Annotated in this window: 16 protein-coding genes; 14 read left to right on the forward strand and 2 right to left on the reverse strand. The window is 60.1% G+C overall.

What is annotated here, in order from left to right:
* Positions 1–2: 2 nt before the first annotated feature.
* The 11 genes from aroA to cysM all read left to right on the forward strand — a co-directional run bounded on the left by aroA (position 3) and on the right by cysM (position 11,121).
* Positions 3–1,307 (forward strand): 3-phosphoshikimate 1-carboxyvinyltransferase, encoded by a 1,305-nt coding sequence (gene aroA, locus HB633_RS14405; RefSeq protein ID WP_213778757.1) that lies wholly within the window; start codon positions 3–5, stop codon positions 1,305–1,307.
* A gap of 55 nt (positions 1,308–1,362) precedes the next feature.
* Positions 1,363–2,043, forward strand: coding sequence for a (d)CMP kinase (gene cmk / locus HB633_RS14410; RefSeq protein ID WP_213778758.1), 681 nt, complete (start codon positions 1,363–1,365; stop codon positions 2,041–2,043).
* Positions 2,044–2,217: 174 nt separating this feature from the next.
* Positions 2,218–3,933, forward strand: a complete 1,716-nt coding sequence (gene rpsA / locus HB633_RS14415) for a 30S ribosomal protein S1 (protein WP_047844853.1) — start codon at positions 2,218–2,220, stop codon at positions 3,931–3,933.
* Between the two features lie 20 nt (positions 3,934–3,953).
* On the forward strand, positions 3,954–4,292 hold the full coding sequence (locus HB633_RS14420) for an integration host factor subunit beta (RefSeq protein WP_056355824.1): 339 nt from the start codon (positions 3,954–3,956) through the stop codon (positions 4,290–4,292).
* A gap of 289 nt (positions 4,293–4,581) precedes the next feature.
* Positions 4,582–4,875, forward strand: a complete 294-nt coding sequence (locus HB633_RS14425; protein WP_213778759.1) for a lipopolysaccharide assembly protein LapA domain-containing protein — start codon at positions 4,582–4,584, stop codon at positions 4,873–4,875.
* Positions 4,876–4,945: 70 nt separating this feature from the next.
* Positions 4,946–6,121 (forward strand): lipopolysaccharide assembly protein LapB, encoded by a 1,176-nt coding sequence (gene lapB / locus HB633_RS14430; RefSeq protein ID WP_213778760.1) that lies wholly within the window; start codon positions 4,946–4,948, stop codon positions 6,119–6,121.
* Between the two features lie 148 nt (positions 6,122–6,269).
* Positions 6,270–7,661, forward strand: a complete 1,392-nt coding sequence (locus HB633_RS14435; protein ID WP_213778761.1) for a UDP-glucose/GDP-mannose dehydrogenase family protein — start codon at positions 6,270–6,272, stop codon at positions 7,659–7,661.
* Positions 7,639–8,613 carry a D-glycero-beta-D-manno-heptose-7-phosphate kinase gene (gene rfaE1, locus HB633_RS14440; RefSeq protein ID WP_213778762.1) on the forward strand — a complete coding sequence of 325 codons (975 nt, stop codon included), beginning with the start codon at positions 7,639–7,641 and terminating at the stop codon, positions 8,611–8,613. The genes HB633_RS14435 and rfaE1 overlap by 23 nt, the downstream gene beginning before the upstream one ends.
* 19 nt (positions 8,614–8,632) lie before the next feature.
* Positions 8,633–9,625: an ADP-glyceromanno-heptose 6-epimerase gene (gene rfaD, locus HB633_RS14445; protein ID WP_213778763.1), complete on the forward strand. Its 993-nt coding sequence runs from the start codon at positions 8,633–8,635 to the stop codon at positions 9,623–9,625.
* A 74-nt stretch (positions 9,626–9,699) separates the two neighbouring features.
* A complete protein-coding gene (locus HB633_RS14450; RefSeq protein WP_213778764.1) occupies positions 9,700–10,056 on the forward strand; it encodes a helix-hairpin-helix domain-containing protein in 357 nt (118 codons plus the stop codon).
* 162 nt (positions 10,057–10,218) lie between these two features.
* Positions 10,219–11,121: a cysteine synthase CysM gene (cysM, locus tag HB633_RS14455; RefSeq protein WP_213778765.1), complete on the forward strand. Its 903-nt coding sequence runs from the start codon at positions 10,219–10,221 to the stop codon at positions 11,119–11,121.
* A 69-nt stretch (positions 11,122–11,190) separates the two neighbouring features.
* Here cysM and mltB read toward each other — a convergent pair whose 3' ends face one another.
* Positions 11,191–12,372 carry a lytic murein transglycosylase B gene (gene mltB / locus HB633_RS14460; RefSeq protein ID WP_213778766.1) on the reverse strand — a complete coding sequence of 394 codons (1,182 nt, stop codon included), beginning with the start codon at positions 12,370–12,372 and terminating at the stop codon, positions 11,191–11,193.
* 297 nt (positions 12,373–12,669) lie between these two features.
* On the opposite strand from mltB, the gene HB633_RS14465 reads away from it, so the two are divergent.
* Entirely contained in the window at positions 12,670–13,593 is a 924-nt protein-coding gene (locus HB633_RS14465) for a histone deacetylase family protein (protein WP_213778767.1), read from the forward strand.
* A gap of 6 nt (positions 13,594–13,599) precedes the next feature.
* On the opposite strand, the gene HB633_RS14470 is transcribed toward HB633_RS14465, so the two are convergent.
* Positions 13,600–14,457: an alpha/beta fold hydrolase gene (locus tag HB633_RS14470; protein WP_213779076.1), complete on the reverse strand. Its 858-nt coding sequence runs from the start codon at positions 14,455–14,457 to the stop codon at positions 13,600–13,602.
* A gap of 302 nt (positions 14,458–14,759) precedes the next feature.
* Between HB633_RS14470 and HB633_RS14475 the strand changes: the two genes are divergently transcribed.
* Positions 14,760–15,509, forward strand: a complete 750-nt coding sequence (locus HB633_RS14475) for an electron transfer flavoprotein subunit beta/FixA family protein (protein ID WP_213778768.1) — start codon at positions 14,760–14,762, stop codon at positions 15,507–15,509.
* Positions 15,510–15,522: 13 nt separating this feature from the next.
* Positions 15,523–16,458: an FAD-binding protein gene (locus tag HB633_RS14480; protein WP_213778769.1), complete on the forward strand. Its 936-nt coding sequence runs from the start codon at positions 15,523–15,525 to the stop codon at positions 16,456–16,458.
* Positions 16,459–16,494: the final 36 nt, after the last annotated feature.

Raw genomic sequence — 16,494 nt, forward strand, 5'->3', positions numbered from 1 at the left:
ACATGGAACACCTCGATCTCGGACCTTTTTCGCGTGCGTCCGGCACGGTCCGGCTGCCCGGATCGAAGAGCATTTCGAACCGCGTTTTGCTGCTCGCCGCGTTGGCCGAAGGCGAAACCGTCATCACCAATCTGCTCGATTCCGACGATACCCGCGTGATGCTCGCCGCGCTCGACAAGCTTGGCATCAACGTGAAAAACGATGGCGAGCGTTGCGTGGTGAAGGGCACGGGCGGCGGCTTTCCGGTGAAATCGGCTGAGCTTTTCCTGGGCAACGCGGGAACGGCGGTGCGTCCGCTGACGGCGGCGCTGGCGTTGAACGGCGGGGAATACCGCGTGCACGGCGTGCCGCGCATGCACGAACGGCCGATCGGCGATCTCGTCGATGGCCTGCGGCAGATTGGCGCGAAGATCGATTACGAAGCGAACGCCGGTTTCCCGCCGCTGCGCATTCATCCGGCCGAGATTTCCGTCGATCAGCCGATCAAGGTTCGCGGCGACGTTTCCAGCCAGTTCCTGACCGCGTTGCTGATGAGCTTGCCGCTCGCGCAAAGTTCGCGCGGCCCGATTGTGATCGAAGTGGAAGGCGAGCTGATTTCCAAGCCGTACATCGATATCACGATCAAGCTGATGGATCGGTTCGGCATGACCGTCGAGCGCGACGGCTGGTCGCGCTTTACGTTGCCGGCGGGCGGGCGTTACACGTCACCGGGCACGATCGCGGTGGAAGGCGACGCGTCGTCTGCGTCGTATTTTCTCGCGGCCGGCGCGCTGGGCGGCGGGCCGCTGCGCGTTGAAGGCGTGGGCCGCGCGAGCATTCAAGGCGACGTGAATTTCGCCGACGCGCTGATCCGCATGGGCGCGAACGTGATGCTCGGCGACGACTGGATCGAAGTGCGCGGCGTGGAATCCGACGACGGCAAGCTGATGCCCATCGACATGGATTTCAACCTGATCCCGGACGCCGCAATGACCATCGCGGTCGCCGCGTTGTTCGCGAACGGCACGACCACGCTGCGCAATATTGCTAGCTGGCGCGTGAAGGAAACGGACCGCATCGCCGCGATGGCCGCTGAATTGCGCAAGGTCGGCGCAACGGTGGAAGAGGGCGCGGATTACCTGGTGGTCACACCGCCGGCGCAGTTGACGCCGAACGCGGCCATCGATACCTACGACGACCATCGCATGGCCATGTGTTTTTCGCTCGTGAGTCTGGGCGGCGTGCCGGTGCGCATCAACGATCCGAAATGCGTGGGCAAGACCTTCCCGGATTACTTCGAGCAATTTGCCAGGCTGGCGAAGGCGTAATGATCGTGACTAATATATATAAGCGCGCTGTTTTCGGCCGACCGGGGCGTCTGCGATGAAACCGACCCGTCCCTTTCATCAAACGCCGGTCATTACCATCGACGGCCCGACGGCTTCGGGCAAAGGCACCGTCGCCGCCGTGGTCGCGGCTACCCTGGGCTTCCACCTGCTTGATAGCGGCGCGTTGTATCGGCTGACGGCCTTGGCGAGCGCACGTTACAACATTGAACCCGATAACGGCGATGCGCTTGCGGAACTTGTCGCCGAACTTCACATCACGTTTCGCGAGGGCTGCGCGCAGCTCGACGGCGTGGATGTCTCCACCGAAATCCGCGCTGAGGAAATCGGCAAACGTGCCTCGGCCATTGCGGTCCACGCTCAGGTTAGGACGGCGCTGATTGCCCGTCAGCGGGCGTTCCGCAGGCCTCCAGGGCTGGTCGCGGACGGCCGCGACATGGGAACCGTTATTTTCCCCGATGCAACGCTCAAGGTATTTCTCACGGCGAGTGCAGAAGCGCGCGCCGCGCGCCGGCATAAGCAATTGATACAAAAAGGCTTTTCTGCTAATATGGAAGACTTGCTGCGAGATTTGCGCGAGCGGGACGCACGGGACAGCAGCCGTGCAGCCGCACCGCTCAAGCCCGCAGTGGACGCGAAGACGCTGGACACCTCCGGGCTATCCATCGACCAGGCAGTCGATCAGATCATCGGTTGGTACACGGCGGTTCACGTTTAAGTTGCCGCAACTCGTTGCAAAAAGCCGACAAGTTGTTGGCTTTGCGTTGGAGCTCCATGAGAAACATGGAGCGTGTTTTAACCCCTCAACCCCGTGTGGTGCTCGCTTCTTTTGTAATTGGCCCGAATGTTTCGGGCAGGCAAACGCGTAGTAGCCGCGCAACTATAGATTTTTATGTCCGACCTGCAAACATCTACCCCGAATACCGAATCTTTTGCGGCTCTGTTCGAAGAGTCGTTGACCAAGCAGGACATGCGTGCGGGTGAAGTCATCTCCGCCGAAGTCGTGCGCGTCGACCACAATTTCGTGGTCGTCAACGCTGGTTTGAAGTCCGAAGCCTACATTCCGCTCGAAGAATTCCTGAACGACGCGGGCGAGGTAGAAGTGCAGGCGGGCGACTTTGTTTCAGTGGCTATCGACGCCCTGGAAAACGGTTATGGCGACACCATCCTGTCGCGTGACAAGGCGAAGCGTCTGGCTTCGTGGCTGTCGCTGGAAAAAGCGCTGGACAACAACGAACTCGTGACCGGCACGATCACGGGCAAGGTCAAGGGCGGCATGACCGTCATGGTCAACGGCATCCGCGCGTTCCTGCCGGGTTCGCTGGTTGACACGCGTCCGGTCAAGGACACGACCCCGTACGAAGGCAAGACCCTCGAATTCCGCGTGATCAAGCTCGACCGCAAGCGTAACAACGTCGTGTTGTCGCGTCGCGCCGTGATCGAAGCGACCCAAGGCGAAGAGCGCGCGAAGCTGCTCGAAACGCTGAAGGAAGGCGCGATCGTGGAAGGCGTGGTCAAGAACATCACCGACTACGGCGCATTCGTGGACCTCGGCGGTATCGACGGCCTGCTGCACATCACGGACATCGCATGGCGTCGTGTGCGTCACCCGAGCGAAGTTCTGTCGGTTGGCCAGGAAGTTACCGCGAAGATCCTCAAGTTCGACCAAGAGAAGAACCGCGTTTCGCTCGGTATCAAGCAACTTGGCGACGATCCGTGGGAAGGCATTTCCCGCCGTTACCCGTCGGGCACGCGCCTGTTCGGTAAGGTTACCAACATCACCGACTACGGCGCATTCGTCGAAGTGGAATCGGGCATCGAAGGCTTGGTTCACGTGTCGGAAATGGACTGGACGAACAAGAACGTTGCACCGTCGAAGGTTGTGCAACTCGGTGACGAAGTCGAAGTCATGGTTCTCGAAATCGACGAAGACCGCCGCCGTATCAGCCTCGGCATGAAGCAGTGCAAGCCGAACCCGTGGGATGACTTCAGCCGCAACTTCAAGAAGGGCGACAAGCTGGAAGGCGCCATCAAGTCGATCACCGACTTCGGCGTGTTCATCGGTTTGCCGGGCGGCATCGACGGTCTGGTTCACCTCTCGGACCTGTCGTGGAGCGAAACGGGCGAAGAAGCTGTTCGCAAGTACAAGAAGGGCGACGAAGTCCAGGCCATCGTTTTGGGCATCGATGTCGAGAAGGAACGCATCTCGCTGGGTATCAAACAGCTCGAAGGCGATCCGTTCAGCAACTTCGTGGCAATGAACGACAAGGGCGCGACGGTTGACGGCGTGGTCAAGTCGGTTGACGCGAAGGGCGCAGTCGTGACGTTGACGGCAGACGTGGAAGGTTATCTCCGCGCGTCGGAAATCGCTCAGGACCGCGTGGAAGATGCTCGCAACGTGCTGAAGGAAGGCGACAAGGTCAACGCGATGATCATCAACATCGATCGCAAGTCGCGTGGCATCAACCTGTCGATCAAGGCCAAGGATTCGGCTGAGCAACAGGAAGCCATCCGTGGTCTGGCTTCGGCTGACTCGAGCACGGCTGCAACCGGCACGACGAACCTTGGCGCGCTGTTGAAGGCCAAGCTCGACGGCCAGAACGGCTAAGCCGCAGGTATTGCTGCAGCATGACCAAATCGGAATTGGTCGCCCAACTGGCGCTGCGATTTCCGCAACTTGTACTTAAAGATGCGGACTTCGCAGTGAAGACGATGCTTGATGCGATGTCGGACGCTTTGGCGAACGGTCATCGCATCGAAATCCGCGGCTTCGGCAGTTTCGGCCTCAATCGCCGGCCATCGCGTGTTGGCCGCAATCCCAAGTCGGGTGAGAAGGTGCTGGTACCGGAGAAATTCGTACCGCACTTCAAGCCGGGCAAGGAGTTGCGCGAACGTGTTGACGGACGGGCGGGCGAACCGCTGAAACAGTCGAACGAACCGGACAGCGACGAAGACGACGATGTTTGACTGGCGTCCAGATTCCTTCTGGTTCAAGCGCCGCACAGCCAGCGGCAAATGACCGAAAAAAGCACCCAACAGGGTGCTTTTTTTATGCCCATGCGGCAATACGCGGCGGTATTCAGATATGCCGGCCGGCCTATGTCTCCGTGCCTTTGCGCTTTGCTCCATACGCATCAATTACAATACCGGACGCTCATGACCTCCGGCGATGTGGCGCGCACTTTGCGCATCTCATGTGCGCCGCGCCTTTGGTCGCGGGTTGCTTCATCCAGTTACCGCCGTCAAAGAGACCCATATGAAATTTTTTGTCTGGCTGATTCGTATCCTCGTTTTCATCGTGTTGCTGGTGCTCGCGCTCGCCAACACGCAAACCGCGACGCTCAATTTCCTCGCCGGCTATTCGTGGGACGCGCCGCTGATCTTGATTGGTTTGGCATTTTTTGTGGTCGGCTTGCTGGCCGGATTGCTTTCTTCGTTGCCAACGGTGTTTCGCCTGAGGATGGAAAATGCCCGGCTTAAGCGGGAATTGCGTACGGCACGGGATGTTCCTGTCGTGCCGCAAGATCCGCCCATGCCGCCGCTGATTTGATCGGCACGCGCCGGGCGTCCGCGTTGCGCAGCCCGCCGTGTCTGGCAATTAACCTCAAACAAGAAATCGCATGGATCTAGACTTCTGGTGGCTGCTTGTCATTCCGGTCGCGTTCGCTCTTGGCTGGATGGCTTCCCGCTATGATCTGAAAACGCTGCTGTCCGAAAACGCCAACCTGCCGCGCTCGTACTTCCGCGGCCTCAATTTCCTGCTGAATGAGCAACACGACAAGGCCATCGATGCTTTCATCGAAGTCGCGAAGCTCGATCCTGAAACCATCGAATTGCACTTTGCACTTGGCAATCTGTTTCGTCGGCGCGGCGAGACCGACCGTGCGATCCGCGTGCACCAGAATCTTCTGAGCCGTCCCGATCTGCCAGTCGCCGAGCGCGACCACGCACTGTATGAACTCGGGCAGGATTTCTTGAAAGCAGGCTTGCTGGATCGCGCCGAGGAAACATTCCGGTCGCTCGAGGCGGGCGAGTACGCGCTGGGCGCGCAGCGTGCGCTTCTGACCATTTACGAGATCGAGAAGGACTGGAATAAGTCCATCGCCACGGCCGAACGTATCGAACAGATGGGGGCGGCTTCGTTGGCGAAGGAGGTGGCCCAGTTTCATTGCGAACTCGCGCAAGAAGCACTGCAGCGAAAGAATCCCGACGATGCACGCGCCGAGTTGAAACTGGCCCTCGCGGCGAACCCGGAAAACGTGCGGGCGACTATCCTGGTAGGCGATGTCGATGCAGCCGGCGGTGATCTTGAAGCGGCCATCGCCTGCTGGCGACGGGTTGAGGCGCAGAACGCCGCGTATCTGCCTTTGGTCGCGGAAAAGCTGGTACAGGCTTATTCGCAACTTGGCCGCACTGCGGAGGGCGTGGATCTGCTCGTCGACTTCGTGAATCGCTATCCGACCAACGATCTGCTCGATGTAGCGTTCAAGCATGTCTCGGAATTGCGTGGGCTTGACGCCGCGCACACGCTCGCGCGGCATCAGATGCAAACGTCGCCGAACCTCGCAGGCATGACGCGGCTGCTCGAAGCGCAAGTTGCGACGGCCGAGGAACCGCGCCGCAGCGAACTCGAACTCATGCGCGCGCTGGTCAAGCAGCGGACCAAAAACTTGCCGCGCTACACGTGCCAGAATTGCGGTTTTCGCGCCCGTCTTTTTTACTGGCAGTGTCCGGGCTGCAGTGGCTGGGAAACCTATGCGCCGCGCCGGGTCGAGCCGATCACCGCAGCCGCCTGAAGGCAGGTTGTATCGATCGCCAACCGCCGGCCCTCATCATTCAGCAGGAACCACGGTCCTGCAGGGTGCATGCAACGTTTAAATCGATCGGACCTCGTGGCCCTCGTGGCCTGATTCTTCGACACTCACCGGATTCTCCGGAACGCATATGAAAATATCCATCATCGGGACGGGCTACGTCGGACTTGTTACCGGCGCTTGCCTCGCTGAAATCGGCAACGACGTGCTGTGCCTCGACGTCGATCCGAGCAAGATCGCCATCCTCAACAGCGGCGGCGTGCCGATCCACGAACCGGGCCTCCACGAGATGCTCAAGCGCACGCGCGCGGCCGGCCGGATTCGCTTTTCGACGGACATCAAGGAGAGCGCCGAGCATGGCGAGATCCAGTTCATCGCCGTCGGAACGCCGCCGGACGAGGACGGCTCGGCCGATCTGCAATACGTGCTCGAAGCGGCGCGCAATATCGGCCGGTACGCGAACGGCTTCAAGGTCATCGTCGATAAATCCACCGTGCCGGTCGGCACTGCGCAGCACGTTCGCCGCGTGGTCGAAGAGGAACTGCGTTTGCGCGGCATCGAGCCGACAGGGCAAAACGGCTTCTCCGTGTTGTCCAATCCGGAATTCCTGAAAGAAGGCGCGGCGGTCGATGACTTCATGCGTCCTGATCGAATCGTGCTCGGCGTTGACGACGACGAAGCCGGCCAACGCGCGCGCGAGAAGATCAAGCTTCTCTACGCGCCGTTCAACCGCAATCACGAACGCACGCTGTATATGGACGTGCGTTCGGCTGAATTCACGAAGTACGCGGCCAACGCCATGCTGGCTACACGCATTTCGTTCATGAACGACCTGTCGAATCTCGCCGATGCAGTCGGCGCGGACATAGAAGCGGTGCGTCGCGGAATTGGCTCGGATCCGCGCATCGGTTATCACTTCTTGTATGCGGGCTGCGGTTACGGCGGCTCGTGTTTCCCGAAAGATGTTCAAGCGCTCGCGCAAACGGCACGTGAAAACGGGCATCGGCTGAGGATTCTCGAAGCGGTCGAAGAAGTGAACGACCTGCAAAAGGAAGTGCTCGTCACGAAGATCACGAAGCGCATGGGCGAGGACCTTCGCGGGCGAACATTCGCCGTGTGGGGCTTGGCGTTCAAGCCGAATACCGATGACATGCGCGAAGCATCGAGCCGCCGGTTGGTTGGCGCATTGCTGGAGCGCGGCGCGACGGTGCGTGCCTATGATCCCGTGGCGCTGGCTGAGAGCCGCCGCGTTTTTGCGCTCGATCTCGCCGATAAACCCGATCAGCTCGAACGCCTGCATTTCGTCGATTCGCAAAAGGATGCGTTGCCCGGCGCGGATGCGCTCGTGATCGTGACCGAGTGGAAGGAATTCAAGAGCCCGGACTTCGCGCATCTGAAGAGCGAGCTCAAGATGCCCGTCATCTTCGATGGCCGCAACCTGTATGAACCTGAAGCGATGGCGGAACTCGGCATCGATTATTTTGCAATAGGACGTCCCCATGTCGAACTCACTCACGCCTGAAGTCGCGTCGGCTGCTCCCGTCACGCCGGTCCCGCGCGCGCGCATCGCTGCGGCGCGCGTGCTGGTCGTAGGCGACGTGATGCTCGACCGCTACTGGTTCGGCGACGTGAACCGCATCTCGCCGGAAGCGCCGGTGCCGGTCGTGCACGTGCAGCGCAAGGAAGACCGGCTTGGCGGCGCGGCCAATGTGGCGCGCAACGCGGCGGCGCTTGGTGCGCAAGCGGGCCTCTTGTGCGTGGTCGGACACGATGAACCGGGCGAATGCATCGTCCAGTTGCTGGACGAAAGCCGTGTGACCGCACATCTCGAGCGCGATCCGGCGTTGCTCACGACCATCAAGTTGCGCGTTTTGTCGCGGCAGCAGCAATTGCTGCGCGTGGACTTCGAGAACTCGCCCACGCACGAAGTGTTGAGCGCATGTCTTGCGCGCTTCGAAACTCTTTTGCCGCAACACGATGTGATCCTGATGTCGGATTACGCGAAGGGCGGTTTGACGCATGTCACGCAGATGATCGCCGACGCGCGCCGCGCCGGCAAACCGGTTCTCGTCGATCCGAAGGGCGACGATTGGGACCGGTATCGCGGCGCCACGCTGATTACGCCGAACCGCGCCGAGTTGCGCGAAGTGGTTGGACGTTGGAGTTCGGAAGAAGACTTGCTCCAACGGGTGACCGCACTGCGTGAATCGCTGGAAATCAGTGCACTGCTGCTGACGCGCTCGGAAGAGGGCATGACGCTGTTCACGGCCGACCAGGTCGTCCACACGCAGGCCGATGCACGCGAAGTGTATGATGTTTCGGGTGCTGGAGACACGGTCATTGCAACCGTTGCAACCATGCTGGGCGCGGGTGTGCCGCTGATTGACTGCATCGCTTACGCCAACCGTGCGGCGGGAATCGTCGTCGGAAAGCTGGGTACGGCGACCGTCGACTACAACGAACTTTTCGCCTGACCTTTCGGCTAAATCCACCATGACAATCATCGTTACCGGCGCGGCCGGGTTTATCGGCAGCAATATAGTCAAGGCGCTCAACGAGCGCGGCGAACAACGGGTGATCGCGGTTGACAACCTCACGCGCGCCGACAAATTCAAGAATCTGGTCGATTGCGAGATCGACGATTACCTCGATAAAACCGAGTTCGTCGCGCGTTTCAAACGTGGTGATTTCGGCAAGGTCAAAGCGGTTTTCCATGAAGGCGCGTGCTCCGACACCATGGAGACCGATGGCCGCTACATGATGGAAAACAACTTCCGCTATAGCCGTGACGTGCTGGACACGTGCCTCGAAAATGGCGTGCAGTTCCTGTATGCATCGTCGGCGGCGGTTTATGGCGGGTCGAGTGAATTCGTGGAAAGCCGCGAACTGGAAAAGCCGCTGAACGTGTACGGCTACTCGAAATTCCTCTTCGACCAAATCATCCGCCAGGTTCTCCCGACAGCAAAAAGCCAGATTGCCGGTTTCCGGTACTTCAACGTTTATGGCCAGCGCGAAACCCACAAGGGGCGCATGGCGTCCGTGGCGTTCCACAACTTCAACCAGTTCCGTGCTGAACGAAAGGTCAAGTTGTTCGGCGAATACAACGGTTATGGCGCGGGCGAACAGACCCGCGATTTCGTATCCGTGGAAGACGTGACGAAGGTGAATCTGCATTTCTTCGATCATCCGGAGAAGTCCGGCATCTTCAATCTCGGGACAGGGCGTGCGCAGCCGTTCAACGACATTGCATCGACCGTCGTCAATTCGTTGCGCGCCATCAACGGCGAAGCGCCCTTGTCGCTGGCCGAGCTCGTGCAGCGCGGGTTGATCGAATACATTCCGTTCCCCGACGCGCTGCGTGGCAAGTATCAATGCTTCACGCAAGCTGATCAGTCGAAGCTGCGCGCGGCCGGCTACGACGCGCCGTTCCTGACGGTTCAGGAAGGCGTCGACCGCTATGTGCGTTGGCTATTCGGTCAGCTATAAAAGCACTTGCCATTTTTCTAAACTGGGTCTCCCGGTCGGCGATCAGCGCGGACCGGTTTTCAAGGGAGACTCACATGATCAAGAAGTTTGTTGCGGCGTTCACTCTGGCTGTATCCATGGCATCGGCTTTTGCAGCCGTCGATATCAACGCGGCCAATTCCGATGCTTTGCGCGGTATCAAGGGCATTGGTCCGGCCAAGGCGAAGGCCATTCTCGACGAACGCGAGGCGCACGGTCCATTCAAGGATGCGGCCGAGCTCAGCAAGCGCGTCAAAGGAATGGGCGGCAAGACCGTCGAACGCTTGCAGGCCGAAGGCCTGACTATCGGTAACGGATCGGGCGCCGCGGTGGCTGCCGCCGGTGCAGCAGGAAAGCCTGCTGCAGGCACCGCCGCCAAGCCGGCCGTCGGCGCGGTTGTCGTCAAGAAGTAGCAGTACGACGCATCGGCCCGCGCGCCGGCTGGCCGATGCGCTTCCGGTTTTGGGCAAACTTGCTTTCAAAGCCTATACGCCCCCTTGCCCGATAGGGCCGGGCGGCATCAAAAAGACCCGTGGGCTACAATCAAAAGCTCTACGCTTTGCAACAAACCTGCTATGGCTTACAAAACTATTGAAGACACCATCGGCAATACGCCGCTGGTGCAACTGGTCCGGATTCCGGACGACGAGATTCGCGCGCGAAACAACGTGATCCTCGGCAAGCTCGAGGGAAACAACCCGGCGGGTTCGGTGAAGGATCGGCCGGCTTTATCGATGATCAAGAAAGCGGAAGAGCGCGGCCGAATCAAGCCTGGCGACACGCTGATTGAATCGACCAGCGGCAATACCGGCATTGCGCTCGCCATGGCTGCCGCCATTCGCGGCTACAAGATGGTCCTCCTGATGCCGGAAGACCTGTCGGTCGAGCGCCGTCAGAGCATGGCCGCATATGGCGCGGAAATCGTGCTGACGCCGGTGACCGGCGGCATGGAATACGCGCGCGACCTGGCCGAACAAATGCAGCGCGATGGCAAAGGCATCATCCTGGATCAGTTTGCCAATCCCGATAATCCGCTTGCCCACTACGAGACCACGGGTCCGGAATTGTGGCGTGACACCGAAGGGCGTATCACCCACTTCGTCTCCGCAATGGGTACGACCGGCACGATCATGGGCGTGTCGCAATATCTGAAGGAAAAGAACGAGAAGATTGAGATCGTCGGCGCGCAGCCGGAAGAAGGGTCGCGCATTCCGGGCATTCGCAAATGGCCGGAGGCGTACTTGCCGAAGATTTTCGACCGAAGCCGGGTGGATCGTACGGAAAGCGTCAGCCAGGCGGCGTCTGAAGCCATGGCACGGCGCCTGGCATCGGTGGAAGGCATCTTTTGCGGTATCTCTGCCGCCGGCGCATGCGAAGTGGCGTTGCGCGTGGCGCGTCAGGTCGAGAACGCGACCATCGTGTTCGTGGTCTGCGATCGTGGCGACCGGTATTTGTCGACGGGTGTGTTTCCGGCTTGATACCGGCAAACAGAAGACGTTAAAAAGCCCGGAATGTCCGGGCTTTTTAACTTCTGAATGAAGCGCGGACTATCGCGAAGCGACTGGTCCGCCCGTATTCATCTGAGCCTTCACTGCTTCACCCAACTGATACACCGCGAGTGCATAGAAGAAACTGCGGTTGTACCGGGTCAGCACGTAAAAGTTCTTCAATCCAAGCGTGTACTCGGTAGCCCTACCCGGCGTTGGCAGATCGACGACCGTGACCGGCGTGCCCGCTTCCGCCGCGGTATTGAGTCCCGGCTCGCCCATCAGCATGCCCGCCTTCGTAAGCTGCGCCAGCGACCAGTGCGGTTCGGGCTGACCATCGGCGGCGGCTTGCGCGATTCCCTGGCTACCGACATCGCCCGCGATCTTCCAGACCACCGGACGTCCGGACTCCCAGCCATGCTGCTTCAGGTAGTTCGCCACGCTGCCGATGGCGTCCGCCGTGCTCGTGCGCAAATCGATATGGCCGTTGCCATCGAAGTCCACGGCGTATTTCACGATGCTGCTAGGAAGGAATTGCGGAATGCCGATAGCGCCCGTGTACGAGCCCAACACGGTAGTCGGATCGATCTGTTGATCGTGCGTCCAGACCAGCAGGTCTTCTAGGTTCTTGCGGAACGTCGCCTGACGTTCTTCGCGATTCGGCGTATTAGGGTAGTCGAAGGTCAGCGTGGTCAACGCGTCGAGCGCGCGGAAATTACCCATGTAGCGGCCATAGATGGTCTCCACGCCAATGATCCCGACGATCGCCTCGGGCGGTACGCCATATTGATCCGATGCACGTTGCAGCGCGGCCTGGTTCGCGCGCCAGAACTTCACGCCGGCCGCAATACGCACCGGCTCGATAAAACGCGACTGGTACGCACGCCAGTTCTTGGCGGCCGGCGTAGGCGAAGGCAGGACGAGCTTGACGGCCGTTGCGGAATAACTCACGCGATTGAAGAGGGCGTGCAGCGAGCCGGAATCGAAGTCATAACGCGCGACGAGATCGTTTATGAACGCGTCCACATTGGGATTGTTCGCGTAGCGCTGTGGCACGATCTCTTCTTCGAAGTCCTGCCCTTGCTGTACCGCGGGTTGGGGCGAGCCTTGCGCCGCTGCCCGGCCGATGCCGACTGCGCCGATCACGCCAACGAGGCAGGCAATCGAGGCGAGGCGCATTGTTACGAGGCGCGCGGATCGCGCCGAAAGAGGCAAGACGGACGAAGCAAACTTGAAGTTCATAGTGTGCGAAATTGTGGCGATGTAACGCGAGGCGCGCTGGAAATACGCGCAGGGCATACGAGAGTCGGGTCAGTATAACCGACGTGTTTTCGAGGCGATCCCGAAAGCCCGTCGATGGGCGCGCACGCACACAAAAGCGGTGTTCATCTGCGGATTGATTTCAGTGTGGTAACTTAACAAGAACCCGCGCGATGCGGCTTTCGGCCACGCTTACGGCAATGGAACGTATCGCGTACGACAAAAACACCTGAACGATTCGAGACACGCGCAAGATGCTCAGCTCGCGCGGCAAAAACCATGGCTACCGGCTTCTATACCCATCCAGATTGCCTTCTTCACGACATGGGGCCGTGGCATCCCGAATGTCCGGCGCGCCTGCAGGCAATTGAAGACCAGTTGATTGCGAGCCGTATCGATTCCGGGATCGAGCGCGAAGAAGCGCCGCTCGCAAGTGTCGAGGATCTGGCGCGGGTTCACACGCGAGCGCATATCGACTTTGTGAAGGAGACGGCGCCGTTAGTGGGACGCGCCGAAATCGATCCCGATACCCTGATGTCGCCCGGTACCTATCAAGCGGCGTTGCGCGCGGCGGGCGCGGCGATCGCGGCAACCGACGCGGTGATCGCCGGCACATACGACAACGCGTTCTGCAGCGTGCGTCCGCCAGGACATCATGCCGAACCCGCGCGCGCGATGGGCTTCTGCTTTTTCAACAACATTGCCATCGCCGCACGGCATGCGCTTGAAGTGCATGGGCTGCAACGCGTGGCGATCATCGACTTCGATGTGCATCACGGCAACGGCACCGAAGCCGCGTTTTCCGGCGACCCGCGCGTCCTCATGTGCAGCTTTTTTCAGCATCCGTTCTACCCCTACAGCGGTGCCGACAATCACGCGCCGAACATGGTCAACCTGCCGATGCCCGCGCGTACGAAAGGCATGGCCGTGCGTGAAGCCGTCGACATGATGTGGTTGCCGAAACTCGATGCGTTCAAGCCCGAGATGATCTTCGTCTCGGCGGGTTTCGATGCCCATCGCGAAGACGATCTCGGCAACATGGGTCTCGTCGAGGACGACTATACGTGGCTCACCGAGCAGATCCGAGCGGTGGCGAAGCGGCATTCGAAGGGGCGGATTGTGAGTTCGCTCGAGGGCGGCTACAACCTCTCGGCGCTCGGGCGCAGCGTGGTCGCGCATGTGCGCGCGCTGGCCGAAATTTAAGGCGCGCTACATCCGCATTCTTTGCAGGTCCGCCCGCACGAGCGTCCAGTCGATCAACGCCTTGATCACGCGGTCGCGGTCCAGGTCGTTGAGCGTCTCGTGATAACTGCCTTCCAGCATCAATAGCGTCTTGTCTGTCGAGCCGGCATGGGCTTCGAATTCGCGGCTGCCGTCGGGATTGGTGAGGGCGTCGTGCGTGCCGTGGAAAACGAACAACGGCAATTTGATCGATGCCCGTTTCGCTTCGATCCGCGCCATCGCCTCGCCGATTTGAGCGACCGTCCGCGCGGGAATCGCCTGGTGATGTACGAGCGGATCGCGCCGGTTCGCTTCGACCACGCCATTCGCGCGCGACAAGGTGGCGGGGTCGATGGTCATCGCGGGAAAGCGCGGCATGAAGCGGCTGATCGTGCCGCCCATCGCGAGTTTCCAGCGTGGCGCGCTGGCCGGCATTTTCAGCGCCGCGCTAGACAGAATCAGACCCGCGAGCTTGAGGCCGCTATCCGCCAACCGTTCGGCTGCGTACAACGCCGCGATGGCGCCACCCATGCTGTGACCCATCAGCAGCAATGGCACGTCCGAAGGGGCGGTCGTTTTTGCGGCGGTGAGCAGGGCGTCGGTATCGAGCAGATATTCGTTGAAGGAATCGATCCACACACGCTCGCCGGGCGACTTGCCGTGACCGCGCAGATCCATCGCGATCAACTCGATGCCCGCCGCGTTCAGTCGCAACGCCAGCGCCTCGTAACGCCGCGCGTGTTCAGCCAGTCCATGAACCAGCGCGATTCTTGCCAGCGCTTTGGGAAAAGACGGGGCTGCCTCCCATCGATGAAGATAAAGATCGGTGCCATCGCGCGTGGCAATACTGCTGGTTGAATACGTGCTGCGCTCGACTTTTGGCATGGTGAATTCGCAATATCAAGATGGCGCCGATGATAGCGTCTGCGCCGCGCGAAAGGCTTTTAGAGCAATTCCCCGATTGTCTTGTACAACGGATCGCGCGTAAAATAGTACGATCGTTCTGTAAAGAGTAAGCTTTGACTGATTGGCCTGGCTTGACGAATTCTCCAGCGGCCGGTTGTCACCGATCCGCCGTTAGCGTTCGATGACTTGAGTCACTCGTTATAATGGGATTGGTGACGTATTCGTAACTCAGGAGCGTGTGCATGAAAATCTTGGTACCAGTCAAACGCGTGGTCGACTACAACGTGAAAGTCCGGGTAAAGCCGGATGGCAGTGCAGTCGATATCGCGAACGTAAAGATGTCAATGAACCCGTTCGACGAAATCGCCGTCGAAGAAGCCGTGCGTCTGCGCGAAGCGGGCGTGGCGACCGAGGTGATTGCCGTGTCGTGTGGCGTGACGCAATGTCAGGAGACGTTGCGCACGGCCATGGCCATCGGCGCAGATCGGGCGATTCTGGTTGAATCGACTGAGGAATTGCAGCCGCTGGCGGTCGCGAAGATCCTCAAGGCACTGGTCGATAAAGAACAGCCGCAACTGATCATCCTCGGCAAGCAGGCCATCGACGACGACTCCAATCAAACCGGTCAGATGCTTGCCGCATTGGCTGGTTTGCCGCAGGCGACGTTTGCATCGAAGGTGACGGTGGCCGACGGAAAAGTCTCGGTCGCGCGCGAGATCGATGGTGGCTCAGAAACCCTCTCGCTGACTTTGCCCGCCGTGATCACCACCGACTTGCGCCTGAACGAGCCGCGTTACGTCACGCTGCCGAACATCATGAAGGCGAAGAAAAAGCCGATGGAAACCATCAAGCCGGCCGACCTCGGCGTGGATGTCACACCGCGTCTGAAGACGCTCAAAGTCGCCGAGCCGCCGCAGCGCTCCGCGGGCGTGAAGGTGCCGGACGTGAAGACGCTGGTCGAGAAGCTGAAGACCGAAGCCAAGGTTCTGTGAGGGAGTTGAGAAAGTGACCATTCTTGTAATTGCAGAACACGACAACGCATCCATCAAGCCGGCAACGCTGAACACGATTGCGGCTGCATCGAAGATTGGCGGCGACGTTCACGTGCTGGTCGCGGGTTCGAACGCGCAAGCCGCAGCCGATGCCGCCGCGAAGATCGCGGGTGTAGCGAAGGTTTTGTTGGCCGATGCACCGCAACTCGCCGATGGACTCGCCGAGAATATCGAAGGAACCGTGTTGCAGATCGCGAAGAATTATTCGCATATCCTGGCGCCGGCAACCGCTTACGGCAAGAACGTCGCGCCGCGGATTGCAGCGCATCTGGACGTGGCGCAGATCAGCGATATCACCGCCGTCGACAGCGCCGATACCTTCGAGCGTCCGATCTACGCGGGCAACGCGATCGCAACCGTTCAATCGAGTGATGCCATCAAGGTAATCACGGTGCGTTCGACGGGTTTCGATCCGGTCGCGGCGGAAGGCGGCAGCGCATCGGTCGAGAAGATCGAAGCCGCCGCGGACGCCGGCATCTCGAAGTTCGTGAGCCGCGAAGTGACTAAGCTGGACCGTCCGGAACTGACGTCGGCGCAGATCATCGTGTCGGGTGGACGAGGGCTCGGTAACGGCGAGAACTACACGAAAGTGCTCGAACCACTCGCCGATAAACTGGGCGCGGCGCTGGGTGCATCGCGTGCAGCGGTCGATGCCGGGTTCGTGCCGAACGATTATCAGGTCGGGCAAACGGGCAAGATCGTGGCGCCTAATTTGTATGTGGCGGTTGGCATTTCGGGCGCCATTCAGCATCTGGCCGGGATGAAGGACAGCAAGGTCATCGTCGCGATCAACAAGGACGCCGAAGCGCCGATCTTTGGCGTGGCGGACTACGGCCTCGTGGGCGATTTGTTCACCGTCGTGCCGGAGCTGGTGAAAGAGCTGGGATGATCGGTTGATGAAGTAGCGCTGCAAAAAAGGGGCGAC

The sequence above is a fragment of the Caballeronia sp. dw_276 genome, assembly GCF_018449635.1.
In the GTDB taxonomy this organism is placed as follows: Bacteria; Pseudomonadota; Gammaproteobacteria; order Burkholderiales; family Burkholderiaceae; genus Caballeronia.